The following is a 24,233-nucleotide window of genomic DNA, read 5'->3' as shown; positions in this document are numbered from 1 at the left end:
ACCGGAAGCCTTAAAACCGGATCGTTGCACCGGCCATCAGCGTTGTCACGATCGGGTAAGCATAGCTTGCCGATTCCGGATCCAGGTATTTCGGAAATTTGCTAAGCGAAAAAACATCATTGGCCGACACATAAAACCGCAGCGATTGAATGCCGATCTTCTTCACGCCCGGTTGCTGCAAGGTGTATCCCAATGTGACGTTTTTCAGCCTGAAATAGCCGCCATTAATCAGCCAGTAATCCGAGAGTGCGTAATTGGCTGCGTTGGAAGTCCGGGAAAGGCGTGGATATGTGGCTTGCTGGTTTTGCTCAGCAGTATTGTTCAGGCTCCAGAACTTTCCGATCATATCCGCAGGCATGTTACCGAAAGCCTCTGCAAATGGCTGCACAGCCTCGCTATTCAGCCTCGAAAGCTTTTTGGCCACGCCCTGAAAACTGAGACCAAAATCAAATCCGGCATAGTCGGCCCGCAGGTTTCCGCCGTACAAATAGCGCGGTAATGCGCCTCCCAGCAGCACTTTATCATCCGTTGTAATCTTGCCATCCTTGTTAATGTCAACGTAACGGACGTCGCCGGGCTTGGTAGTAACATTCAGCACGGGCGCACCATTGATTTCATCCTGCGTCTGGAACAAACCATTGGAAATATACCCAAACCACTCGTTATACTCGCTCCCGTTCCGGATGATCTGGTCTTCCCGGAACTCCGTGCCTTTGAGATCGCCGACTGTTGATTTGGCGTCCGAAAGATTGGCGGAAACCAAGTAAGTCAGTTTGTCTATCCGGTCCCGCCAAGCCATTTCAAGTTCCCATCCTTTTACTTTCAGGACACCTGCATTCTGGTTCGGTTTGTCGTATCCGAGATAAAGCGGAATGTCGAGCGGCAGCAGAATGTCCGTTGTTTTCTTCATATAATAGTCTGCTCCCAAGGTGAGCCTGTCGTTCAAAAACGCGGCATCCAGACCGATATCCGTGGTGCGGCTGGTTTCCCAGCTGATATTTTCAACTGCGTAAACCTGCTGCCCGCCGCCTGTTAATGGAACCACGCCGCCATTCTGGTAAAATAATGCAGTTGAAAAATCAATGGTTGCCAGATAAGGGTAATAGGCCGGATTGCCGTCCTTGTTCAGCAAGCGCTCGTTGCCCGCCTTTCCCCACGAACCTCTCAGTTTCAGAAAAGACAGCCAGCGGATATCCTTCATGAATTGCTCCTCCGAAATAGTCCATCCAGCTGAAAGTGAGGGATATACCGCCCTGCGATAAGCATTCGCAAAACGCGACGACAGGTCTGAACGCAGGTTTCCTTGTAAAGAATATTTGCTTTTATAGCTGTATTGCAATCTCCCAAAAAAGGAATGCAGGCCCGACTCATTTGCGCTTCCTGAGTTATCCCGCAGCTCGGTTGAGCCGGAATTGAGATAAGGGTAATCAGTTAATGCAAAGCCACTTCTGATCGCGCCCAAATTTTCCAGCGAGCGGTAATTTTCCTCAAAACCGCCCAGCACATCAATGCTATGCCCGCTTTTGAATTCTTTGACATAATTGGCCAGCACTTGCCCGTTGATCGCAATGCCTTCCGACCTTCCTTCGGTTAAAACAGTCCTGGCCTGGTTCACAACTGTGCTATTGGAGCCGTCCGGATTGGTGAATCGCACTTGTTTTGAGAAAAATTTATTTTTATCCAAATCAAAAACCGGCGCAACCAGTGCCGTTAACGTCAGTCCGTCGATGGGTCTGTAATTTAAGGACATTCTCCCGCCGATCTGGTTATTCAAAGTTTTGGTAAAACCACCTTCCCGCAGCTGGGCCAGCGGATTACGGCCGTCTTTTCCAAGGGCAAGTTTACCATTGGCATACACATCATCATAAATCGGCGGCATTACGCGTGCTTCGTATATCGGATTGTACGCGCCGGTGGTAAGCAGCTCGTTACCATTGCCCTGATTGGCTGTTCTTTTATAAAACACATCCAGATTAATGCCCAGCTTCTTGCTCACTTGCAGGTCGTTGTTAATGCGGAACAGATAGCGGTTATAATTGCGGTTATCATAAAATGCACCCGCACTGGCATATCCCAGCGAAGCTTTTGTGCTGATTTTCCCCGTGCCCATCGTGAACACAATGTCGTGGCGCTGACGAGGTGCAGAGGACCTGCTAATGATCGATTTCTGCCAGTCGGTGTTTGGGAAAAGGTCCGGATTAACACGGTTACTATCTAAATATGAATCAATTAGCGGCTGTGCAAACGGGCCCTGGCTTGCGCCATCATTCGTTGCCTGCTCATTGAAGTAGCGCATATAATCCTGAACGCCCGCATACGAAGGCTTGGCCGTAGCGCGCTGAACGCCGTATTCGTAGGTGTATTCCAAACTGCTCTGTCCTGATTTTGCACGTTTAGTTGTCACGAGGATAACCCCGGCTGCACCCCTGGAACCATAAATGGCAGCCGAAGAAGCGTCTTTTAAAACCGTAACACTCTCGACGTCGCCGGGATTAACATTATCAATGCTGGCCACGGGCACACCGTCCACGACAACGAGCGGGTTGTTCGTGCCAATGGTGGTTATGCCTCGGATCAGAATGTTGGAGCCGGAGCCGGGCGCGCCGCCTGCACGCGTCACCGACACGCCGGCCACACTTCCCTGCAATGCGTCCGAAACCTGCAATGTCTGCCGCCCCGCCACGTCTTTGGAACTGATCGTGGAAATGGCACCCGTGAGGTCTTTTTTCTTCTGCGTTCCATATCCTACCACCACAACTTCCGCCAGCGACTGATCGTTGGGTGCGAGGGTAACGTCAAGGGTTGTACGTCCGTTCAGGGGAACGTCCTGCGCCTGGTAACCCACGAAGGAGAATGTCAATATCGGCGAGCCGGATTCCGGAACGGCTAGTTGATACAGCCCGTTTACATCCGTGACCGTCCCCTGCTGCGTGCCTTTGATCACAATGCTGACGCCGGGAAGTTCTTTGGCCTGCTCGTCAACGACCTTGCCGGACACTTGCCGGGTTTGCGCGAGCAAAGGCGCAAGACAGCCAAATAAGAGAAAGCAACTCAGTAGAATTTTTTGTCTCATAAGTTTTAATAGGTTAGCGTTTAGGGTTGAGTTTCAATGGTAAGCCGGAGGGATATGTTATTTGATTATGCAAATATAATTTTGCATAATTTGGTTAAGACAAGCCGATCCTGACCATTTGCTTGATCAAAAGAATGGACAACCTAAACAATTGATTTCTAGTAGATTATTGCTTTCAAAATATGGAGAATGGACAAGCCAGGGCAAGCTCTTTGGATCATCTGGATCACTGCTGCCGGCTGGTGAGTGAAATGTATGGCAAGTCTGATATCGGCTCCTGGACCAACAGCGACTATGTGCGGCTGGGTTATATTCTTTACAAAAAAACAAATGTCCAGATCAGCCCGAATACACTAAAAAGGATCTTTGGTAAAATCAAAACAGACGTCCGTTACTATCCGCAGAAAGCGACCCGCGACGCACTGGCCGGTTACGTCGGCTATGGTGATTGGGAAAAGTTTGTATCCGAAGCTCCCCGCCACGCCGTTGTTACCAAGGATCCTGTACGGACAGCGCAGCCTTATTTTGAAGCCATTTTACCCGACGAGCCCATATTGGCGCCCGTCAGAAAGCGGCGAAAAATGAGTTCGGTTTATATCGGCCTGATCTTGGCCGTGTTCATTGCTGCTGTTGCATTTGCAAGTTACGAGCTGTTTTTCTCGTCGCCCGCACCGGTTAATGCTGCACTTGTTTGCCAGAACCCAGTTGGAGAAAATCCGCATTCAGCAGCGTTTGTTGTGCGTGGGATTCCCGAAAGTTATGATGTAAACAAAGAACATTACACCATTGATTTTGGCGATGGCAGACGGATTTCGCTGATCGAGGGCGACAGTCTCTATTCGCATTACTATGAAGTTCCAGGCCGCTACTCAGCTATTTTGAAGCGAAATGGCGTGACCTTGGACACAGCATCGGTTTATCTCAAAACGAACGGCTGGACGGCGACGGCCAAAATGATGTACGACACAACAAGGGTTTACCCGATCGACATTCAAAATCTGCTGACCAGGGACAAGAAAAGCGTAAGTGCGCTGGAAGTTTCGCGCGCGGGCATTGACACAAACCGCACCTTTTTCGTAGACTTCATCAATACGCAACGCACAGACATTGACGCAGATAACTTCGAGCTTTTTATCAAACTCAACACTTCCGCTCCCCGCGCAGGCGTACGCTGCTCACAGGTGCGGGTGACCGTTTTTGGAGAATCATCCAAGCATGTCTTCGATGTAATGAAGCCCGGTTGCACGCATTGGACGGACCTGCAATTTTCCGAAGTGACCAAGCCCGGCGAGCTCAACCAGCTCAATTTCCTTGGTGTGGACCTCCACACAGGCGGCACCGTAACATTGAAGGTTGTAGACAAGCATGTCCGCCTTTTTATCAATGCAAAAGAGGTTTTTGAAACAAATTATAAAAAGCCGCTGAAACAGATCTATGGACTCGGCATTTCATTTTCAGGCATCGGGGCGATTGATTCTGTTATGCTGAAAGATGTGAGAACGGGGAAAAGCTTTGCCGGCAATTTTTGATGGACGCACTTTTTATATATAAATTTCTTGTATATTAAATAGAAATTAGCATACTTACATTCCGTGCCTAAACCACTAAATGTAAGCTATAAGCCATATGCTAAACCTCGACGTCCTTCGCAATCATCTCAAAAATTCCTGGCGCTATCTGTTGAAGGATAAGCAATTTACTTTGCTCAATCTGCTTGGCCTGTCCACGGGTCTGGCCTGCGCATTACTCATTTCTCTATGGGTCAGAAGCGAGCTGAATTTTGACAAGTTTCATGAGAACGACGATCAACTTTATGAGGTGATGATCCATGAAAAAGCTGGAAACCGCATTGCTACTTCCAACGCAACCGGTGATCAGATGGGCGAAACGCTTTTGAGGGACCTACCGGAAGTGGAAACGGCCGTGACGACAACGCCCGCTTCGTGGTTTCAAACATTCAGTTTAACGGCGGGCAGCAACACCATCAGCGCGGGAGGAAATTTCGTCAGCGGTGACTACTTCCATGCATTTTCCGTCCCGCTCATACAAGGCCGAGCGAGTGAGGTGCTTCACAATAAAAACGCCATTGCAATCTCTCAAACAATGGCTGTTAAGCTGTTTCGGGAGCCCGAGTTGGCCATAGGGAAAATTATGGAATGGAAATGGCAGGCATTTTCAGGTAAATGCATGGTGACTGGCGTCTTCGCCGATTTCCCGGCCAGCTCATCCCAGCAGCACGATTTCCTGCTATCCATGGATGCCTGGAACCAGATTGTGCCCAAAGGCGATAAACGCATCAGCAGCGGCCCGTTTGATAATTTTGTTGTGCTAAAAAAGGGCACGGACATAGATCATATCAACCAAAAGCTGGCTGGCCTGACAAAAACCACCTTCAACGATTCAACTTCCACATTATTCCTTCGGAAATATTCCGATGCATATCTGTTTGGTAACTATGAGAATGGCGTACAAACGGGCGGAAAGATCACCTATGTCAGACTTTTTTCATGTATAGCCATCATTATCCTGCTCGTTGCGTGCATCAATTTTATGAATCTTTCGACGGCCAAAGCTTCTATGCGCATGAAGGAAGTGGGTGTTAAGAAAGCGCTGGGCGCAAGGCGTGGCACATTGGTCTTGCAGTTCCTCGGCGAATCAATGGTTATGAGCTTCCTTGCATTATCTATTGCGATTTTCATCACCTGGGCGCTTCTGCCGCAATTCAGTTACATGACCGGCGAGGCACTTTCCCTGCATTTTGATGCAGTGACCATCCTGATCATGTGCGGCGCAGCAGCCGGAACCGGATTATTGGCAGGCAGTTATCCAGCGTTTCATCTGTCCCGTTTTAATCCTTCTCTTACGTTGAAAGGTGGGTTAGCAAGCTCATGGGGAGAGGTTTTGGTGCGGAAAGGATTGGTTGTTTTTCAGTTCAGCATATCCATTGTTTTCATCGTTTCTGTAATGGTTGTTTACCGGCAAATCAGTTATGTTCAGGAGAAAAGTCCCGGTTACGATAAGGATAATGTTGTTTATTTCGAAATGAACGGTCGTGTTGCGGAACAGGCGGAATCGTTCCTTGCGCAATTGAAATCGGTTCCTGGGGTGATTAATGCTTCCAGCATCCAGCAAAAGATGATACTGCCTGCCATGCTGCCGGGCAATGGCGCGGGCGTCCGTTGGGAAGGGAAAAATGCTGACGACAAGATCCGGTTTTTCCGCATGCCTGTCAACTACGACCTGATCGAAACAATGAACATTCAAATAGCGGAAGGGCGCAGTTTCTCAAAACGCTATGGTAATGAAGCATCCAACATCATTCTGAATGAGGCAGCTGTAAAGGCTATGGAACTTCGCGACCCAATCGGTAAAATGGTGATGATAAGCGGGCAGAAAAGGCAGGTTGTGGGAGTAGCCAAGAACTTCCATTTCAACTCCTTACACGAAGCAGTCCGGCCATTTATCCTCTACATTTCCCCGGCAGAAACAATGCTGGTAATGGCGAGGATCAGCGCCGGAAATCAAAAAGAAACTTTAAAAAATATCCAGGCATTTCATAAAAGTTTCAATCCTGGCTATGCCTTTGATTACCAGTTCCTGGACTACGATTTTCAGCGCCAGTACGCGTCGGAGCAACTTGTAGCACAACTGGCCAAATATTTCGCTGCCTTGGCAATCATCATTTCTTGCCTCGGCTTATACGGCCTCGCAGCATTCACAGCCAATCGCCGACGACAGGAAATCGGCGTCCGGAAAGTGCTCGGCGCAACCGCTGGCAATGTTGTGACGATGTTAACTAAGGACTTTATGATCCTGATGATCATAGCTATGAGCATTGCATTCCCGCTGGGCTGGTGGCTGACTAACCAATGGCTGCAAAACTTCGCATATCACATCCATATCAGCGCGGGAATCTTCATTATCACAACCCTTCTAATGCTTATTATCACCCTAACCACCATTGGCTTCCAATCTCTAAAAGCCGCATGGATGAATCCGACGGATGCGTTGAAAGTGCAGTAATAAAAAAAGTGCAAAGTCGAGGTTGAAGAATATATTACTACGCATTGTCACAAGTTCCAAATTAAGGAACTTTTGATACATTTGTATCCTTATGCGAATTGTTGCGAAAGGCACTTTGAAAGAATTCTGGGAAACACACACTGACGCCAGAATTGGGTTACTGAGCTGGTATGAAAAAATGAACAGCCACAATTACAGCACGCCCCAGGAAGTTATCGCGGATTTCAAGGATGCCGACTTTGTTGGCAATGATCGAATAGTGTTCAACATTGCCCGGAATAAATTCAGGCTGATCGTTTCATTCAATTACCAGTTCAAAGCTTGTTGGATCAAATTTGTTGGCACACATAAGGATTATGATCGGATAGATGCCAAAACTGTTGAACACTCATAAAAGCCAGGCAATGAAGAATTACAAGATAAAACCACTTAAAACAACCGCTGACTACAAAGAAGCGCTGGACAACCTGGGTGAAATTTGGCAAGCAAAGCCGAATACACCGGAGGGTGACCAGTTGGAACTGCTTTTAATGGTCATAGAAAAGTACCAAAATGAGCACCACAAAATGCCTGAACTGGATCCTGTGGAGGCTATCAAATACAAAATGGAGGAAGATGGTTTAAGTCAAAAGGACCTTGTAAAATATTTCGGGACCAAATCGAGGGTTTCAGAAGTGTTGGGCGGGAAGAAACCGTTGACGTTGAAAATGATCAAGTCATTATATCACGACTTCGGGATCCCGGCCAAAACCCTTTTGATTTAAATTAAACTACTACACCAAATCCCACTCCTTCCTTGGCTTGCGGGAGAGTAGCTTGTTTGCTTCTTTGTCTCCTACGAATTTTTCTTTGTCGGCATTCCAGGTTAGTTCTCTTTTAAGGCGGTAGGAAATCAGGCCCAAGTGCATGGGGATGGTGAGATCGCGGGCGTAGGCGAGGTTGGATTCGGGTTGTGTTCTGGCTTTGACTGCGTCGACGAAGTTTTGCTGATGACCCGGTGACCTTGGGTTTGTGATGGGAACGGTGGCTATATCGGTCATTGTTTCGCCGTTAATGTTGATCTTCCGGGTGTTGTAATCGCACATGAGCGTTCCTTTATCCCCTTCAAAAAATGCCCCTATCCCCTGCTCTGCCGCACCGGGAATGTTGGGAGGCAATGTCGTCCAGAAAATTTTCAATCCGTCAAATTCATAATCGACATCCAACGTCTTTGGCGCATCGGCAATGCCGGTGTAGGCTTGCCCTCTTGCATTGATTTTTTTCAAACCTTTTGGCTGAATGGCGGAATACACGACATCCGCAATGTGGCACCAGAAATCGGCAAATTCCCCTCCCGAGTAATCCAGAAAATAGCGATATGTAAAATGACATTTTTCCGGTATGTATTCCGTAAATGGCGCCGGCCCGAGCCACATATCCCAATTCAGCGTTTTTGGCACGGGCTGAACGGTGGGCGAGCCCAGCTCTTTGGTGGTCGACTGCTTCCATAAGCGCACGGTGTGCACATTCCCGATGGCTCCCGATTTGATGATTTCAACCACCCTGTGAAAGTTATCCCCTGCATGGATCTGGTTGCCCATCTGGAAAATGCGGTTGTTCTTTTCCATGTGTTTCAGCATCATTTTGCCTTCGCGCTGACAGTAAGAGAGCGGTTTCTCGCCATACACATCCTTCCCGGCCTGAAATGCCAGCGTAGCAATCTGCGCATGCCAGTGATCCGGTGTGGCGACGGTGATGGCGTCAATGTCTTTGCGATCAAGAATCCTGCGGAAATCGCCATAAGTATCCACCTTAATGCCTGGCTTCATGGCTTCTAGCTTTGTTTTTGTTTCACCCAGATGCAGCTCATCCACATCGCAAAGCGCCACAATTTCGACTTCCGGCAGATCTGCAAACCATTTCATGTGATTATTTCCCATTCCACCCACGCCAATGTGTGCAATACGCAGGCGGTCGCTGGCGGCAGCTTTGCCATAAAGAGATGGCAAAATCGTGAAGCCAAGCGCGCCGAGCCCGGCCATTTTAACAAAATCTCTCCTGTTGGTATGCACACTCATAGTTTTGGGATTAAGGTTTTAGGTGGTTCGTATTTGATTTAAAGGCCATTGAAAGGTAAAAATTACTCTAAGAAGCACATGGGGTTAAGCTTAAATTCTCCGGTTTTTTACCTATTTTTCAAACCAAAGCAATCCTAACCCCACTTTGGTAACGTATCGCATATGAAACATTCTCCTTTTCTGATTTTTTGTTTTTGTCTTATCCTCACCCAAATCAATGCGCAGGGCAATGCCAACAAAAAGCTTCCCCGCGTGGCCATTGCGGGACTGGGCATAGAGTCGAGCACGTTCTCCCCGGCCCTGACCACCGAGGAAGCTTTTAAAGCAAAATATGGCGCCGATATTTTTACTTCATACCCATTTCTTGCCAAAGACTCGGCCAACCGCGGCCGTGCCGACTGGGTCCCTACTTTGATGGGTAAATCGCTTCCTGGCGGTGCGGTGACGCGTGAGGCCTATGAATCGCTTGTAAAGCAAACATTGGCGTTGCTAAAAAAAGGTGCTCCTTATGACGGACTTTTCTTCGACATTCACGGCGCTATGAGCGTGGTGGGACTGGATGATCCGGAAGGTGATTTCATTGTGCGGATCCGCGAAGTGATCGGCACCAAAACCGTTATCTCAACTTCCATGGACTTGCATGGCAATGTATCCTGGCGGCTGGCGCAAAATACCGACCTTATCACTTGCTACCGGATGGCTCCGCACGAAGATGCCATGCAATCCAAGAAACGAGCGGTTGACAATCTGCTCTCACGGCTTGAAAGCGGCAAAGGAAAACCCGCATATAAGGCCTGGATCCCGGTTCCGATCCTTTTGCCCGGTGAAAAAACGAGCACCCGGATTGAGCCTGGTAAAACATTATATTCCAAAGTAGCTCCCGCTGCGGCCCAGCCTGGCGTGATCGATGCGGCGATATGGATTGGTTATGCCTGGGCAGACGAGCCTCGTAACCACGCTGTTGTGATGGTAACCGGCGATGATAAAGCTGTTGTGTCCAAAACGGCGGAGCAACTGGCCGCCAGCTTTTGGAAAGTAAGATCAGATTTCGAATTCGTTGCACCGACGGGCACATTGAAAGAAGCCCTGGACAAAGCCGTAAAAAGCCAGAAACACCCATTCTTTATCAGCGATTCGGGAGATAACCCGACGGCGGGCGGCGCGGGAGATGTAACCTGGACATTGCAGGAGATTTTGGCCCGCCCGGAATTTAAGAATGACAAGGGCCCCGCACTGATTTACGCCTCCATTCCCGGCCCGGATCTCGTAAAAGCAGCCATAGCAGCCGGTGTGGGTAACAAAGTCGATGGCTATGCAGGTGCAAAAGTGGATTCCCGCCTCGCACCGCCGCTCCATCTTGTGGGCACTGTGGAGGCCATAGAGCACGGTGACCGCAATGCAGAAACCGAGGTCGTTGTAAAAGTAGGAAGCGTGCGCATCATCGTAACTGCCAAGCGCAAACCTTACCATAAGGAAGCGGATTTTACAAGATTAGGCCTGAACCCAAGGAAAGCGGACATTGTGGTGGTTAAAATCGGTTACCTCGAACCCGAGCTTTACAACATGCGCGCCGACTGGATATTGGCATTAACCCCTGGCGGAGTGGATCAAAATCTGGAAACGCTGGGCTACAAACGCATTAAAAGACCTATGTTTCCACTGGACAAGGATATGAAAGATCCTGATTTGAAAGCGCAGTTCGTGCCAGCTTCCGGCGCCAAATAATTTGTGTAAATGGCATACAACAAAAAAGCGATCTCACATGAAGTGAGATCGCTGCCTATTTGTGTGTGTTTGCCTTAAATGTGTGTGATCAATTATTATTTCTTCTTTTCTTCTTTTGTGAATTATCTACTAATGCACCAGTTCCTGCTCCTACACCGGCACCGATCAATGTCCCTACCAATGCACCCTCACCACGTTTTTTGTTAACAAGTGCTCCTGTAATTGCACCCGTTCCCGCCCCTACTACTGCACCTTTTGCCGTGTGGTTCCATCCTTTTTTACGTCGTTCTGCTGGCGCTGCTGTGCTTGTCGCAACAGCCTCGGTATTTTTTGCTTCCGCAACACGCGCTTCCTCAGCCTTTTTCTCTGCTTCGCGATTGGCCATCACTGTATTCATTGAATCCACAATCGCTTTTTTCTCCATCACATGCTTCATAGAATCGATCGCGAACTGTTTTTCTTTCAGTAAAGCAGCCTCCTTATTAGTGCCGCTGTTGCACGATGCCATGAAAATTGCCGCACTGATGATCGAAATGGGTAACTTGTTCATTTTGATGTTAGGTTGGTTAACATCACGGATTAGTCCTAAAACCGTGCCAAAGTAAATAAACCCATTCCCCGCATCCAGCTTCCTAAGCCCGATACGGGGAAACGCCATCCTGCAATTGTACAAAGTGATGAGGTTGTCTACAATTCTAAGGTGTTTTGAGGTGATGGCGAGGTCAAGCACTACTTTTCTTATTTTATTTATTGCTTATGAGAATTAAAATCATCAGTGACGTCACGCCGGGTTAAAACCCGGCGTTCGGATATCGGTCGAGCCTACGGCTCTGAATCTGATAGGCTAGTTCACAGCCGCCTGTGCCTAAAACGTACACGCTGTGGTGGCTTACGTGGATGAATCAATGGTGCGGAAACCTGAATCTGTTCTTTTGCCGCATAAACGCCGCAACAAAACCGCAACAAAACGCTAAATTCAAGCTCTAAATTTGCTTCAAAACAACTTTATTATGAGCAAACTAACCATATCTGAACAAATCCGTGTTTTGCGGAAGAGCAAGGGGCTTTCACAGGAGGCTTTGGCGGAAAATGCAGGCATTAACCTGCGAACTCTGCAACGCATTGAAACAGGAAACGCTATTCCGCGTGGCGAAACATTGCGGTTGCTGGCACGGGCACTGGATGTGTCTGTACAGGAACTTTCAGTTTTCGTTGACGAGTCGCCGGTTGTCATGGACGAAGATTCCGGCTTTTTGAAATTGATGAACCTTTCGGCACTGACAATGTGGTTTATTCCTTTTGGGAATATCCTGGTGCCACTTGTGTTTTGGATTTTGAAGAGAAATAAAATCAATGGTGTCGCTGAACTTGGCAAACGCATTATAAACACGCAGATCATCTGGTCTGTCTTCACTTTTGGTAGTGCAGCACTAATTATCCTATCGCTATTTTTCGGCGATATTTTTATCGATCCCTTTTTCATGATGCCGGTAATGCTGCTGTTTTATGTGGCCAACACCATTTACATCATTGTTACCACCAAGAAAATTACAGGAGTCGGGCGGCAGGAGTTTGCGCGGGTTTAGAAGTGCCGAATCTTGCGTAGTGGGTTGTTTTTGCATAGGCTCGCTGCTGGCAGGCTTTTTGTCGAAAGGCCGGAAACTTCATCACTATGCTTCATCAGAAAACCATTGACGACCTGCTCACAATCCATGAAATTTATATGGAACCGGACGTTCCTACCTATGAGCGCGGACGGGAGATTTTAGCCAAATATCCTGATGCAAAGCGTATTGAAGTGGATTCGCATTGGAAAATCCCGGAGCTTTTTGGCTTCGAAGGCTCAGTCGATGATTGGCTTTGGAACAAAAAGAATGTTCTGATCCTGGGGACGAAGAAAGGCCTGACCTGTCGGGCCAATACGCGCAGCTCGCATTGGGTAGCGCCCTCGCAGTCCAACGGCTGCACCATGTCGTGCTCCTATTGCTATGTGCCGCGGCGCAAGGGTTATGCCAATCCTATTTCGATTTTTGTTAACATTGAGCAGATCATGAAATATCTCCGCGGTCACGCAGGGCGACAAGGAATCAAGACCGAGCCGGACGCCATTGACCCGGAATATTGGGTGTATGAAATCGGGGAAAACGGCGATTGCTCTGCCGATGCGGCCATTTGTGACAATGTCAAAAACCTGATCGACCTGTATAAGGATCTTCCCAATGCCAAGCTTACATTCGCGACGAAATTTGTAAACCGGGAAATGCTCAGTTATGATCCGCAGCGCAAAACCCGCATCCGTTTCAGCCTGATGCCGCACCAGATGTCCAAGCTGGTCGACGTCCGTACGACGCCCGTCAGCGAGCGTATTGCGGTCATGAAAGAATTCCGGGAGGCTGGTTATGAGGTAAATGTGAGTTTTGCACCCGTCATTTACTACGAAGGCTGGCTCGACGACTGGTATGCACTGTTTGACGAAATGAACGACGTCCTGGACGAAGCCACCAAAGCGCAGCTCGCGACCGAGATCATTTTCCTGACCCACAACGACCGGCTCCACGAAGTGAACATGGGCTGGCATCCCAAAGCCGAAGAAGTGCTTTGGAAGCCAGACATTCAGCAGGTGAAATACAGCCAGACCGGCCAGAAAAATGTTCGTTATAAAAACAACATTAAGCGCGAGATCGTAAGTGAGCTGGTGAATGCAGTGAAAGAGCAATTACCGTATTGTCAGATCCGTTACGCATTCTAGCAATCCCTTAATCGTCCGCAGCATTACCGACCGGCACTTCACCATTGAATTCAAACGAGGCGCAGACCACACCCGTGGAAGACACCGCGTGCTTGGTCATTTTGAGGCCGCTCGGTAATGTTCCTCCGGCAAAAAGTCTCTTTCCCTTGCCCAGCACCACCGGATAAATCCAGATATTCATCTGGTCGACAAGGCCATTTTGAAACAGTGTCTGAATAAAATCAGCGCTGCCCCACATGTGCAGATCAGGCCCGTCACTGGCTTTCAGCTCCTTGATCTGCTCAACCGTGTCACCATCAAGCAAAACAGTGCCCTCCCAACTCGTTTCCGAAAGCGTTCTGGTAGCAACATATTTTTTAATCCCATTAAATTTCTCCGCAATCGGCCCCTCCTGCTTCGGCCAGTACGGTTCCCAGATATCGAATGTAACCCGCCCCAAGAGCAGATCGTAATCCGCATTCAGCACAGCAAAAAGCGACTCCCTGGTAACCTCATCCGCATAATTCGCAGACCAGCCACCTAGCTCAAAACCACCCGACGTATCTTCATCCGGCCCACCAGGCCCCTGAATAACCCCGTCCAAACTCAAATATTCATTGATGATGATCCTTCTCATGACGTTTAAAGTTAATGTTGAAGATTTGTTTGATGGGTGCAAGTTCAGCAAACGTATGGGAACAAACGCGGTGCGAATGCGTCGATTCGGAGGGGCGAATGCGACAACAAATGTTGTCAACCACGGCTATCTTGCTGGGAACTTCTTTTTCCTGTTCTCCGGCTACGTCATTGGCTATGCATAACCCACCAGAGCCTGGCTCCGAAAAAAGCTGAAATAGCGAAGCCTAGGAAAGCACCTCACTGCGCCGGAACCGCCGTTTCCGAACCGGCGCAGGTTCCGGCTCCGGCAGAGGATTAAGCGTAATCTCCAATTTGTTCCCAAAACACCGCACCGTAACCTCATCCCCACATTCAAACCCCGCATCCAGCAGCCACTTCCCACGAAGCCTGATTTCTGGCATTATCACGTACTGGTGCCAAGCGCGGGGAACGTGTTTGCTGTAAACTGTTAGGTGTCGCTCGGTGGGTGGTGTGGATTTTTTTTCGTGTGTCATTGTCTAAGATTTAGAATACAATAGTACCCTAAATAGTAACAACTGCAAAATAAATCAACACAATATTAAGATTTATATACAAAAAAAGTTCTTATAAATTTATGAGTTTTTTATATTTTATTTACACGATCTAGCTATAAATCAGCATTTCGTGTCAAAAAAGCGTCTAAATCGGATAAAGCTTGTACTTGTGGAGAAGGAGAGGTCTGGCAAAGATTTAGCCAAACATTTGGGTAAGACTGAAACCACTGTCTCGCGTTGGGCTAGGAATGAAATACAACCCACATTGGAGACATTGTATGAGATTTCGGTTTTTTTGAAAGTGGATATTAGGGAGTTGTTGGTAAGTACAGCAGGATGATCGCTAAACCAATACTATCCTTGCAGAAAGCTCTCTGTTACACAATTCTTACAAAAGCCGTCGGATATATCCTGATTGTCAAATGACAAACCGCATCTGTCACAAAAAACAGTTAAGGGTAAAATGAAGTATTTTGATGTATGAAAGCCGTCATGGTCATGTGTCCTTTTTACCACATAATTAAGACCGCACCCTTCACACTCCTTAATACTATTGTACTCGCTCTCTAAAACTTCATTCACGGTATTACAGTCGACACATATAAAGTGCTCGCCATTACACCAACTGCAGTGACCAACGTCGATGACTGACCGATCTTCATCATGAATACCGTCTTTATGAAGATCGGGGAAAATTTTTAGTTGATTTGGATCAAAGTACGAGTCTGGCCGATTGTCTACCAACTTAGAGTACGTATTAAAATATAAAGGGCTAAATCTTTCATTATTAGAATTACAGATCCGGCAATATTCTATGTCTGCCTCGTCCATTATCTCGTCCTGCCATTTGATAATATGTTCTAACTCCTCTTTTGACACAATGTCCTCCTTAATGGTGCTAATTGCCTCGCCAACAATTTTGTAAAACCGACTACCTGCATTATTAAATTCATCAACAAGGTCAGGATGCAAATGTTTTTTTCCCTCCTTATTCTCACAAAAATCATCGGTATTGTATGAGATGAACATACTTTGCTCAATTTTGTTGCTTTTTACGTACTCCAAAAAGCTAAAAAGGATAACGGCATCAGCGAAGCTGTTCCTCATTTTAAAAGGGGCTTTCTTTGCTAAGGCATACTTTCCCGCCTTGACAAAAACACTGTCACTAATCTCAATTACAACACATCGTTCCCGAAAAAGCTTGTCGATTATACCGATGTTATTTGCAACTGCCTCCTCAACTTTCTCTCTACTTGTCTTAAAGCCGCTAACCAAATCAGCAAATTTATCAATATGATCATCAACTTTGTCGAACAAAAAGTTTTGGATCTTCACTTGTTTCTTGTCGCCAAACAGTTTAAGAATTCTCTTCAAATCCGATGTTACATCATTAAAATGCTTTAAAATTCCTTGCTTGACAGTTTTATCCTTATGTGTATTCCACTCATCTTTGACTGTTATGGGAAGAAGTACAGTTATGTTGGCTTTTTCGACCTCATGAACTATGTAGTGCAAAATCCTTACTGGTTCAGTCCCATTGGCAAGATAAATCCAAGTATTTGTATCGAGTGTAATATGATACATGAATTATATGGAATTAAAATAAGATATAATTGACAGTATTGCATGATCTTTCGCACCAAACATTTCACGGATCCTAGAAATCGCAAAATTAAATTTGAGTATTATCGGATTTACCCTTCAATATATCGTTAATCGCATCACGCTCATATAAAGTATTGGCACAAAATTCGAACATATCACCATCGTTACAATCAATTGATTTATGAACCTTCGTAGGAATATATAACAACTCTTTTATAGTTTCAGATATAGGATCAATATCCCATATTAATTCCTTGGTTACATCAAAGTGGCTGTCATCTAGACTATTCCAAACATGGGCAACTGCTATGACCGACTTATCATTTTGGATTGATATTAACACTCCCTCTATAATATCAACGTTTTCATTCGCTTTGGCTATCAAACAAGAATTTATGAAACACTCACCAGATTTAAACGTTGGATTACTAATAATGACGTTAGCAGGAGTTTTTCCTACGTTAAAATATTTCATTCTAATATTCTATTTAAACTATTGTCGAATAATCCGTTGCGATCATCTAGTAGTAAGTCGATAATTATTTCAATCTTCTAAATATCGAAATGATTGCGGAGGAAAATTAATATTAAAATCCTTCTTCAAACACAAAGGTTTTGGGTATTCAAAGGTTTCTGCTACGCGTATGGCAAATCCGACTTCTCTTTCGCCAAAATACTCATCAAAATATTCCTCTGAAATTCCTGAATCTTGTTTGGTCATTTTCCACAATGTTTTTGGACTCTTTGAAATAATATAACTAACCTCAAATTCTCCTATCACTTTTTGTACGGGATATGATGCATACACCACAATAGTCTTTATATTCTTATCTTTATAAATCGCCTTTCGAAATTCATACTTTTTAGTTCCGGCAAATATCTTTTCAGCGAACTGCGGCTTAATCGACAATAATACTTTCATCTGTGTTGGTTTTTTCAATTATTGATAAAAAATGATCGGTGCTAATCTTTTCAAAGCCGCGTGGAACATTATAAATACTAGATATTACTCCAATTTCTAACAACTGTTTTAAATTAATTCTTTTTGGAAACGAATAAGTGTATAGAAAGTTCACGATAAATGGCCTACTATTCTGTTTATGGTTCCATTGAGCTCTTAGTTGATCGTCTGTAAAAACACTTCGTTTTCGGCATAATCTAACAAAATCGTTTTCGTCGGCGATGTTTGTTACGACCGACTCAACAATCCCTATTGTGCTTATCACACTTGTGTATAACTTCGGATCAGTGTCGCCAGTGCGGTAAAATATAATATTATCTCCAACTTTCAATGACCGATTTCTTCCTCTTGACACGTACACTTTGCTTATGGAATTCCTATGTGGCTCATTCTCAACAAATTCAAGTGGGCTTTCAGTCTTTAATATTGAATCTGGAAGCAAATCAGTATGATAAGATCCATAGATAGGGATAATGTATGTATCTGAGCGCACACTGATATTTGGGTAGGAACGCTTCGGGTTTTTTGAATCATAGGCTTTCGAAAAATTTCTTACGTAAACATTTTCTTCGCCTGATCCTGACTTCTTTGTGCCCCAATGATCAAATCCCCACTCTTTCAGTAATTCTATCAACCTTTTCTGTTCCTGGGTATTTTCAAAAATGGTGACGTAAATCTCTTCCACCCTTTGACTTACAGCATTATCAAATATGATCTTTAAGAAACGCTCACCAAGTTTGAATCCATTTAGTGTAACCTTAAATGTCCCAATTTTCAAGCGTCTCTTCCGGGGAAATTCTGGCGTTATATCCTCATAATTTTCGCTTTTTTCTTCCACTTTAAGGAAAAGAAAGGCCATAACCTGATCTTCCTCGTAACATATATAAGCGATCTCATCAGATTTTTTCCCAAACCATTTATCAAACCCGTCATAGTCTCTTCTGAAGGAATCAAAAAAATGATCATTTATATCAATATTGCCGAAATATTCCTTTTTGACGGCCAGCACTTTATAATTTACAAAGTCAGGATTTTCACTGTTCATTTTTTCGAGGTATCGTTCGATAGTAAATATTTTGTTTGCTATCTCTTCTCCCAGCTTTTTGCCCTTTTTATGGATGTTCTTATCCTCAGTGATCAAAATATCCACGCGGTCAGCTAACAGCTCGTTGAGCAATTTTGAATCATTAATGTCATTATCTGTCTTATCTGACTGACTCATAATGTCTTGAATTCTCGCATCCAGCGGCGCGAGAGTTTTTAACAAATAGTAATTGTCAAGCTTCACAGACATCGTTTTAACAACATTCTCATCTTTATGGGTCTGAATTTCTTGAACTGTCAGTGGGTGAATTGACTTTCGATGACCAAACTTGTCAAACCAACCGAATAACTTTCCTATTCCCGGGTTGACTATCTTGCTTGTTTCTCGGTGAATAACAATATTGGTGTCTAATAAAACTCTCATTGAATATTTAGAAGGATTTCGTGAATGTCAGATCTATTATCCGCGGGATGGATGTGAATTGGTATGCTTAACTTTGCTGACAATATTTTAGCATACTCAATTTCCTCTTGCTGCATTTCAGCCAGATTGGAATCAATATACTGTCGATTGTCTCGCTGTTGAAGCCTAGTCGCTATTACTTTGGGATCATTCACTACTACAAGAAAAGCAGCAGGGTTCATTTGAACAAAGGTAGACTCGGGTATTCTTGTAACTATGCCACTGGCGTCAAACAAACAAAAATGCCCGTCGAGAATATAAGTCTTATTCTCTTCAATAATATTTTTCAGTCCTGTCACAAGTCTATCCTGCGTAAAACTTACGTTCTCGACATTCTTGTTTTCTACACTGGTTGAGATTTCCTTCCAGCGGAGAACTTCACTGGCAGAAAGATATTCTATTCCAAGGATTTGAGCTTCCGGAATACATAATGTACTTTTCCCGACACCATGAATCCCGCCAACAAAGATGATATTTTTGAACATTGCAGAGGGTTTTCTGCCATCAAGTCATATCTTCTGACTTTTTACTTAAAACTTCAAATCCATTTATTATTCGGTAAGAATTCGAAAATATTCGGTTAAATACTTAGTTCAAGAATTACGTGCTCGCTATCTAATCCAAATTGTCCTCCGTAAAGAATATGTTCGATTCTCCTCTCCAACTCTCTACCCAGATAGGAATTTTTAGCTAAATCGTACTCTTGAAGTACTATCCTATCCCCAATCTGAAAATCTCTGTCATTCAGCCTAATTTCATAATTTTTCAGTCCAGAAGCGCTTCTGTTAAAGTGTTCAGTAAGACATTTCAGGTAATGGGTCGTCATCGTTGTTGTTAGTATTGGTAAAATCATCGAATACAAAGCTACCACTCTTAGAGACATGAATCGCAAAAAATTGTCGATCATCGGCAGACAAAAAAAATACATTTAATAGGTTCCAAATGTGTTATTCAGCTTGCGATATAATTGTACTATTCCACCAAACACCTTCAACATCAGAAGAACTTACTCCTCCACACCAGTTCCGCTAAACTATTGACACACAACCTGCGTTTATAACTTTGAGCGACTAATACAGCCGCTTCAAAATTTAAAACATCTCCGTTCATTTATAACTTTTACAACAAACAAATGAACAGCATGCCGAACGGAGATATAAACACAGCAATCATGATAAGATTAAAAAATTCCCTCAGAGAAAATAAGAAGCAAGCGCGAGGAAACGGATTGACAAAAAACCGTTACTCCGTTCTTTACACACTAAAAGGCCAGTATCAGCATGTTGGATGTTCGTCGGAGGAAGAGGCGCAGCAGGTGCTGGGGATGTTGATGACGGATGGGAACCGTATTCCGGTTGGAATTTATGATGCTCACGAGGATTCTTTTGAATGGGAGATCATTGGTCAGTATTTGCATAGCCAGGATTTGATGAGCGATCCGGAAAAACGTTTGCAAGAAGTCCTGACGGTTTCACGTTCACTCCGCAGAAGAGATTCTAGCTGGGAGCCTGGTTACCTGCAAAAACCTAGCTTTTTTGCTTGAACAAAATATCATAACGTGCGGCGTAATTGTTTACGCCCACGTTAAAACCATTATAGCACACAAGGATTAGTTATTTTAGCTGTCTGCTAGGCATTCCGCGGAAACCAATTTTCTATTTTTAAACCATCCAAGCGCACAAAATCTTTTCCGTTATCGGTGATCAAAACCAATTTGTATTGAATAGCGGTGACGCCAATTAATAGATCAAACTCGTCATTGATAGGCTTACCTATTTTTCTGAGCCGGACTTTCTCTTTTGCGTAAAGGCGAATTGAACCAAAGATTGGAATAATGGAAAGGCCAGCGACAAAGGCATCTACGGCCTTGTGGGATTTTGTAGGATTCGCACTATTTTCCGCGCCAAAACGGAGTTCAAGGATTGTGATTTCTGAGATAAAACAGTTTTCTCTGCCTTTCGACCGTATAATTTCGTCAAGGTTAAGCTTACCTCGGAGGAAGAAAATGCAGATATTTGTGTCCTGCAGATATTGCATCAGAAACCCAGATCCTTCTTTCTAAATTTTCGGCTGGCTTTGATTTCAGCTGCAATTTCTTCCGGAGATTTTTCTGCCGAAAAGGCTCCAAAGGATTTGAAAAACTTTTCATCCTTTTCATTACTTTCCGTATCGAGCGACTTTGTAAGTGACTCAATCAGTTCCCTTTTGCCAGAAGAACTAAGTCCTTCGAACAAGCCTGAATATGTTTTCACAATATGTCTGTCTGTGTAGCTCATCATAACGCAAGTTATGAAATTTGACTATCAAGAGGCAACATTCGAAGCAAAAAGTGTCTGCCTAATGTAATTCGTATAAAATTAAAAGTGCAACACCACCAAAGCCACAATCGCCGGCAATGCCTGCACGTAAAATATCTTTCGGCTTGCTGTAACGGCCCCATAAATGCCGGCGACGATTACGCAGGTCAGGAAGAAAATGGCAATGTGGAATGCCCAGTGACCTTCGAGAAAAAAGTACCAAATCAGGCCCGCTGCGAGGAATCCATTGTACAGTCCCTGATTGGCTGCTAATGTTTTTGTAGGTTTAAACAATTCCGGGGCGAGGGAGCCTTTGAATATTTCCTTCCCTTTGGTTTCCCAGGCGAACATTTCAATGTAGAGAATGTAAAGATGTTCGAGCGCCACGAGGCCGACGAGGATTTTGCCGAGGATTTCCATGAAGGATTGGGTTAGATTTATGACTTTTTATTCTCAATATTAACGAAAAAAGAGCTGACCATTCTAATGTAGGAATTGGCCAGCTCTTTTCTTATTTCAATGTCTGATTGCTATTTCAAGCCCTTCCCAGTAGCAGCCCAGTAAATCCCGCCATATAGGTGGTCGAGAAACGATTGATCTGAGTAAACCAAACCAATGTGGCCCAGGCCGGTGTAGAATGCGCGGCCGCCGTCGTAGTTGTGATACCAGGACATAGGGTGTTCGGCGCCCATGCCGGTGCCTTGATTGGTTTTTGGATCGTAGGATTTTTCGTCCAGGGTGATCAGGATTTTAAGGTCGTCGGCGTTGTATGGTTTTTTGTATTCATACCATTCGTCGGTCCAAAGCAGCCGTTTTGGGAAGCGTTCCAGGCCTGGGAAATTGCTGTCCTTTACGTCCAGAAATGCTGTTTGCTGTGCAGGGTGGGTTTTGAAATACATCCCTACCAACTTGCCGTACCAGGCCCAATCATACTCTGTATCAGCTGCGGAGTGGATCCCTACATAGCCTTTTCCGCTTTTAATGTATTTTTCAAATGCCGCCTGCTGCGCGTCATTCAGCACGTCGCCGGTGGTGTTCAGGAAGATAACGGCTGCGTAGTTGGCCAGGCTTTTGTCGTTAAAAACATCTGCGTTTTCCTGCCAGTCGACCGAAAAATTGTGGCGGGAAGCCAGATTGCGGATTCCGGACACGCCTTCGTGGATGGAAACGTGGTGAAAACCAGCTGTTTTGGTAAATAATAAAACTTTAAACTGCTGCGCCTGGGCGTATGCCGCGCTCACGATGACAAGAAGCAGTGGCAGTAATTTTTTGAACATAATGTTTTGAGATTCGTTGTTTAAACGGGGAATTTGTAATTACTATTAAAACAAAAAGCGCACCGAATATACTTTCAGCGAGCGGTCAAATCTTTCCAGACAATGCGCGTGTCGTAATCCGTATAGTGCACATATTTCCGGTTTTGCATCCATAAAAGCACATTTTTGTCGCCTTTCTTTTTATAGCGCGGGATAATAGGACGAACATTGTCCAGCTCTGAATTTCGGGTAACGGGCGTTATTTTCCAGGTTTTACCAAGATCGCGTGTTTCGCCTTTTGAGATCTCAAAGACATTACCGACCTCGTGCGAAAAATAAACAATGGAAGGATCCAGCGGATCAATTGTCAGGCCGCCGGAGTAGTTTTCTTCGCGCTCCTTTTTGCCTTCGAGCGTTTGTGGAAACCACTTTCCGGAGTCGATCAGATGATGGTCGTTCCATTTTTTACCATCAAAAACGGTGTAGTAATATTGATGATTTTCATTAGTAGGATAGCGCGTGTAAGCGACTACGGGCCTTCCTTTTGGATCAATCACCATGTCGAATATCCAGGCTTTGCCCGTTTCGGGTGTGGCTTTGTAAACAACTGTGGCATCGGACGGATGAAAGGGCAGCTGATCAATGTCCGCAATCTTCGTGCCGTCTGCGCGCCAGAATGCGCCTTTTTCGTAATAACAATAGTAAACCGAATTCAGCGGCTCTGCGTTGGGGTGGCCATCTGTGAAAAGAAGATGGATCTTTGATTTGCCATCGGAAAAATATTTGACGTAAGGCCGGTTATTGGTGTCCAAAGCCTTGGAAGTGATCACCACCTTGGGGTCAGACCAGGTTTTACCATTGTCAGTTGATGTGATAAAATTGGGCTTAAAGCCTATCCAACGGCCAAAACTATAAATCTTATTGTTTTCTGCACTTAACAGGAACGGATTGGCATATGTGTAAGTCTCGCGCTTAAATCTGGCGAGTAATTCGGGCGTTTGCGGTTTGAAAATAACGGAATCAGAGAATGTTGTGATATCCAGAGGTTTCAATGTCCTGTTCTGAATCACACCCATGCCGTCTTTGCTTCCGCCGTGCCAGGTGTATTGGGTCAAAATGCGGTTGTCGGGGAGTTGCAGGAATGCTGGATTGTCGTGATCGTCTATTTCCAGCTTGGTATAAAGCGTTTTCTGAGCGGTTTTTCCGGATTTCAGATTCAGGGACGCGGCAACAATATCTCCCGACTTCGTGACCCAGCCTGTGACAATCTGGCCGTTTTTATCATTTGTATAAATGGCCCGCGGATCGCTGAACCAGCACCAGGCACCGTCTTCGGTCAATGTGGACACGTTCTGCGCATTGAGCTTGACCGACAAGCACACAAATGCCAGTAATAGGAGGCGGATTTTCATCTTTTATTTTTATTAAACAACTTAAACAAACGCTTGTCTCTTCATATCCTTAAAAGCCCACTCTGCCATGGCCTGGATCACGGGTTGGAGGTCCCGGCCAGAATCGGTGAGCGTGTAAGTTACAAAAGGAGGCACAACCGGCCGTGCTTCGCGGATAAGTAATTTGTCATTTTCGAGCTGTTTGAGATGCTGGATGAGCATTTTTTCGGTAATGTGCGGCATCTCCTTCTTGATCTCCGAATAGCGCTTGCTGCCCGCCAGTAAGTGATACAATATAATGGGTTTCCAATGTCCACCAATCTTGTTCATCACATAAGTGACCGGGCATTCCTGCATCACGATTTCCCGGTTGGCATTGTACGTCGAGCTTTCTTTGACCTTTGTCATGGATACATACTTTGGGGTAAGTACTTGTAGAAAAGTAAGTACAAATAT

At 45.2% G+C, this 24,233-nt stretch carries 26 protein-coding genes; 9 read left to right on the top strand and 17 right to left on the bottom strand.

Annotation, left to right across the window (positions count from 1 at the left end):
* Window positions 1-10 precede the first annotated feature (10 nt).
* Window positions 11-3,073: a TonB-dependent receptor gene (locus tag LZG74_RS19485; RefSeq protein WP_233798183.1), complete on the bottom strand. Its 3,063-nt coding sequence runs from the start codon at window positions 3,071-3,073 to the stop codon at window positions 11-13.
* A 182-nt stretch (window positions 3,074-3,255) separates the two neighbouring features.
* On the opposite strand from LZG74_RS19485, the gene LZG74_RS19480 reads away from it, so the two are divergent.
* The 4 genes from LZG74_RS19480 to LZG74_RS19465 all read left to right on the top strand — a co-directional run bounded on the left by LZG74_RS19480 (window position 3,256) and on the right by LZG74_RS19465 (window position 7,860).
* A complete protein-coding gene (locus tag LZG74_RS19480) occupies window positions 3,256-4,602 on the top strand; it encodes a hypothetical protein (protein WP_233798182.1) in 1,347 nt (448 codons plus the stop codon).
* 97 nt (window positions 4,603-4,699) lie between these two features.
* Window positions 4,700-7,096, top strand: a complete 2,397-nt coding sequence (locus LZG74_RS19475; RefSeq protein WP_233798181.1) for an ABC transporter permease — start codon at window positions 4,700-4,702, stop codon at window positions 7,094-7,096.
* 91 nt (window positions 7,097-7,187) lie between these two features.
* Complete coding sequence (locus LZG74_RS19470; RefSeq protein WP_233798180.1) at window positions 7,188-7,490, top strand: type II toxin-antitoxin system HigB family toxin; 303 nt, start codon at window positions 7,188-7,190, stop codon at window positions 7,488-7,490.
* A gap of 10 nt (window positions 7,491-7,500) precedes the next feature.
* Entirely contained in the window at window positions 7,501-7,860 is a 360-nt protein-coding gene (locus LZG74_RS19465) for a type II toxin-antitoxin system HigA family antitoxin (protein ID WP_233798179.1), read from the top strand.
* A gap of 9 nt (window positions 7,861-7,869) precedes the next feature.
* On the opposite strand, the gene LZG74_RS19460 is transcribed toward LZG74_RS19465, so the two are convergent.
* The gene (locus tag LZG74_RS19460) at window positions 7,870-9,153 is read right to left on the bottom strand and encodes a Gfo/Idh/MocA family protein (protein ID WP_233798178.1); all 1,284 of its coding nucleotides are present in this window, start codon (window positions 9,151-9,153) and stop codon (window positions 7,870-7,872) included.
* 162 nt (window positions 9,154-9,315) lie between these two features.
* Here LZG74_RS19460 and LZG74_RS19455 point away from each other — a divergent pair, with 162 nt between their 5' ends.
* Window positions 9,316-10,878, top strand: a complete 1,563-nt coding sequence (locus LZG74_RS19455) for a M81 family metallopeptidase (RefSeq protein ID WP_233798177.1) — start codon at window positions 9,316-9,318, stop codon at window positions 10,876-10,878.
* Window positions 10,879-10,966: 88 nt separating this feature from the next.
* On the opposite strand, the gene LZG74_RS26420 is transcribed toward LZG74_RS19455, so the two are convergent.
* A complete protein-coding gene (locus LZG74_RS26420) occupies window positions 10,967-11,608 on the bottom strand; it encodes a glycine zipper family protein (protein ID WP_233798176.1) in 642 nt (213 codons plus the stop codon).
* Window positions 11,609-11,888: 280 nt separating this feature from the next.
* On the opposite strand from LZG74_RS26420, the gene LZG74_RS19445 reads away from it, so the two are divergent.
* Together LZG74_RS19445 and LZG74_RS19440 are read left to right on the top strand one after the other, a co-directional pair.
* On the top strand, window positions 11,889-12,464 hold the full coding sequence (locus LZG74_RS19445; protein WP_233798175.1) for a helix-turn-helix domain-containing protein: 576 nt from the start codon (window positions 11,889-11,891) through the stop codon (window positions 12,462-12,464).
* An 86-nt stretch (window positions 12,465-12,550) separates the two neighbouring features.
* A complete protein-coding gene (locus tag LZG74_RS19440) occupies window positions 12,551-13,627 on the top strand; it encodes a spore photoproduct lyase family protein (RefSeq protein ID WP_233798174.1) in 1,077 nt (358 codons plus the stop codon).
* 7 nt (window positions 13,628-13,634) lie between these two features.
* Here LZG74_RS19440 and LZG74_RS19435 read toward each other — a convergent pair whose 3' ends face one another.
* Window positions 13,635-14,243: a dihydrofolate reductase family protein gene (locus LZG74_RS19435; protein WP_233798173.1), complete on the bottom strand. Its 609-nt coding sequence runs from the start codon at window positions 14,241-14,243 to the stop codon at window positions 13,635-13,637.
* A gap of 226 nt (window positions 14,244-14,469) precedes the next feature.
* Window positions 14,470-14,739, bottom strand: a complete 270-nt coding sequence (locus LZG74_RS19430; RefSeq protein ID WP_233798172.1) for a SymE family type I addiction module toxin — start codon at window positions 14,737-14,739, stop codon at window positions 14,470-14,472.
* Between the two features lie 151 nt (window positions 14,740-14,890).
* On the opposite strand from LZG74_RS19430, the gene LZG74_RS19425 reads away from it, so the two are divergent.
* Window positions 14,891-15,100 (top strand): helix-turn-helix transcriptional regulator, encoded by a 210-nt coding sequence (locus tag LZG74_RS19425; RefSeq protein ID WP_310589349.1) that lies wholly within the window; start codon window positions 14,891-14,893, stop codon window positions 15,098-15,100.
* A 14-nt stretch (window positions 15,101-15,114) separates the two neighbouring features.
* Here LZG74_RS19425 and LZG74_RS19420 read toward each other — a convergent pair whose 3' ends face one another.
* The 6 genes from LZG74_RS19420 to LZG74_RS26585 all read right to left on the bottom strand — a co-directional run bounded on the left by LZG74_RS19420 (window position 15,115) and on the right by LZG74_RS26585 (window position 19,659).
* The gene (locus LZG74_RS19420; protein ID WP_233798170.1) at window positions 15,115-16,344 is read right to left on the bottom strand and encodes a PIN domain-containing protein; all 1,230 of its coding nucleotides are present in this window, start codon (window positions 16,342-16,344) and stop codon (window positions 15,115-15,117) included.
* An 88-nt stretch (window positions 16,345-16,432) separates the two neighbouring features.
* A complete protein-coding gene (locus tag LZG74_RS19415; RefSeq protein ID WP_233798169.1) occupies window positions 16,433-16,840 on the bottom strand; it encodes a UDP-glycosyltransferase family protein in 408 nt (135 codons plus the stop codon).
* A gap of 69 nt (window positions 16,841-16,909) precedes the next feature.
* The gene (locus tag LZG74_RS19410) at window positions 16,910-17,287 is read right to left on the bottom strand and encodes a hypothetical protein (RefSeq protein WP_233798168.1); all 378 of its coding nucleotides are present in this window, start codon (window positions 17,285-17,287) and stop codon (window positions 16,910-16,912) included.
* Window positions 17,265-18,794: a PIN domain-containing protein gene (locus tag LZG74_RS19405; RefSeq protein ID WP_233798167.1), complete on the bottom strand. Its 1,530-nt coding sequence runs from the start codon at window positions 18,792-18,794 to the stop codon at window positions 17,265-17,267. Before LZG74_RS19405 ends, LZG74_RS19410 begins: the two co-directional genes overlap by 23 nt.
* Window positions 18,791-19,318: an ATP-binding protein gene (locus LZG74_RS19400; protein ID WP_233798166.1), complete on the bottom strand. Its 528-nt coding sequence runs from the start codon at window positions 19,316-19,318 to the stop codon at window positions 18,791-18,793. Before LZG74_RS19400 ends, LZG74_RS19405 begins: the two co-directional genes overlap by 4 nt.
* Before the next feature lie 95 nt (window positions 19,319-19,413).
* Entirely contained in the window at window positions 19,414-19,659 is a 246-nt protein-coding gene (locus tag LZG74_RS26585) for a DUF3850 domain-containing protein (protein WP_409014519.1), read from the bottom strand.
* A gap of 345 nt (window positions 19,660-20,004) precedes the next feature.
* On the opposite strand from LZG74_RS26585, the gene LZG74_RS19395 reads away from it, so the two are divergent.
* Complete coding sequence (locus LZG74_RS19395; protein WP_233798165.1) at window positions 20,005-20,376, top strand: hypothetical protein; 372 nt, start codon at window positions 20,005-20,007, stop codon at window positions 20,374-20,376.
* An 86-nt stretch (window positions 20,377-20,462) separates the two neighbouring features.
* Here LZG74_RS19395 and LZG74_RS19390 read toward each other — a convergent pair whose 3' ends face one another.
* The 6 genes from LZG74_RS19390 to LZG74_RS19365 form a co-directional block, all read right to left on the bottom strand.
* Window positions 20,463-20,870, bottom strand: a complete 408-nt coding sequence (locus LZG74_RS19390) for a type II toxin-antitoxin system VapC family toxin (protein WP_233798164.1) — start codon at window positions 20,868-20,870, stop codon at window positions 20,463-20,465.
* A complete protein-coding gene (locus LZG74_RS19385) occupies window positions 20,870-21,112 on the bottom strand; it encodes a hypothetical protein (protein WP_233798163.1) in 243 nt (80 codons plus the stop codon). The genes LZG74_RS19390 and LZG74_RS19385 overlap by 1 nt, the downstream gene beginning before the upstream one ends.
* 78 nt (window positions 21,113-21,190) lie before the next feature.
* Window positions 21,191-21,550, bottom strand: coding sequence for a DUF1304 domain-containing protein (locus LZG74_RS19380; protein WP_233798162.1), 360 nt, complete (start codon window positions 21,548-21,550; stop codon window positions 21,191-21,193).
* Between the two features lie 110 nt (window positions 21,551-21,660).
* Complete coding sequence (locus LZG74_RS19375) at window positions 21,661-22,407, bottom strand: ThuA domain-containing protein (RefSeq protein WP_233798161.1); 747 nt, start codon at window positions 22,405-22,407, stop codon at window positions 21,661-21,663.
* A 74-nt stretch (window positions 22,408-22,481) separates the two neighbouring features.
* A complete protein-coding gene (locus tag LZG74_RS19370) occupies window positions 22,482-23,798 on the bottom strand; it encodes a BNR-4 repeat-containing protein (RefSeq protein WP_233798160.1) in 1,317 nt (438 codons plus the stop codon).
* Between the two features lie 21 nt (window positions 23,799-23,819).
* A complete protein-coding gene (locus tag LZG74_RS19365; protein ID WP_275978147.1) occupies window positions 23,820-24,185 on the bottom strand; it encodes a helix-turn-helix domain-containing protein in 366 nt (121 codons plus the stop codon).
* Window positions 24,186-24,233: the final 48 nt, after the last annotated feature.

The organism is Dyadobacter sp. CY327, assembly GCF_021390415.1.
Classification (GTDB): Bacteria; Bacteroidota; Bacteroidia; order Cytophagales; family Spirosomataceae; genus Dyadobacter; species Dyadobacter chenhuakuii.
This window is presented reverse-complemented; position numbering and strand designations above follow the sequence as displayed.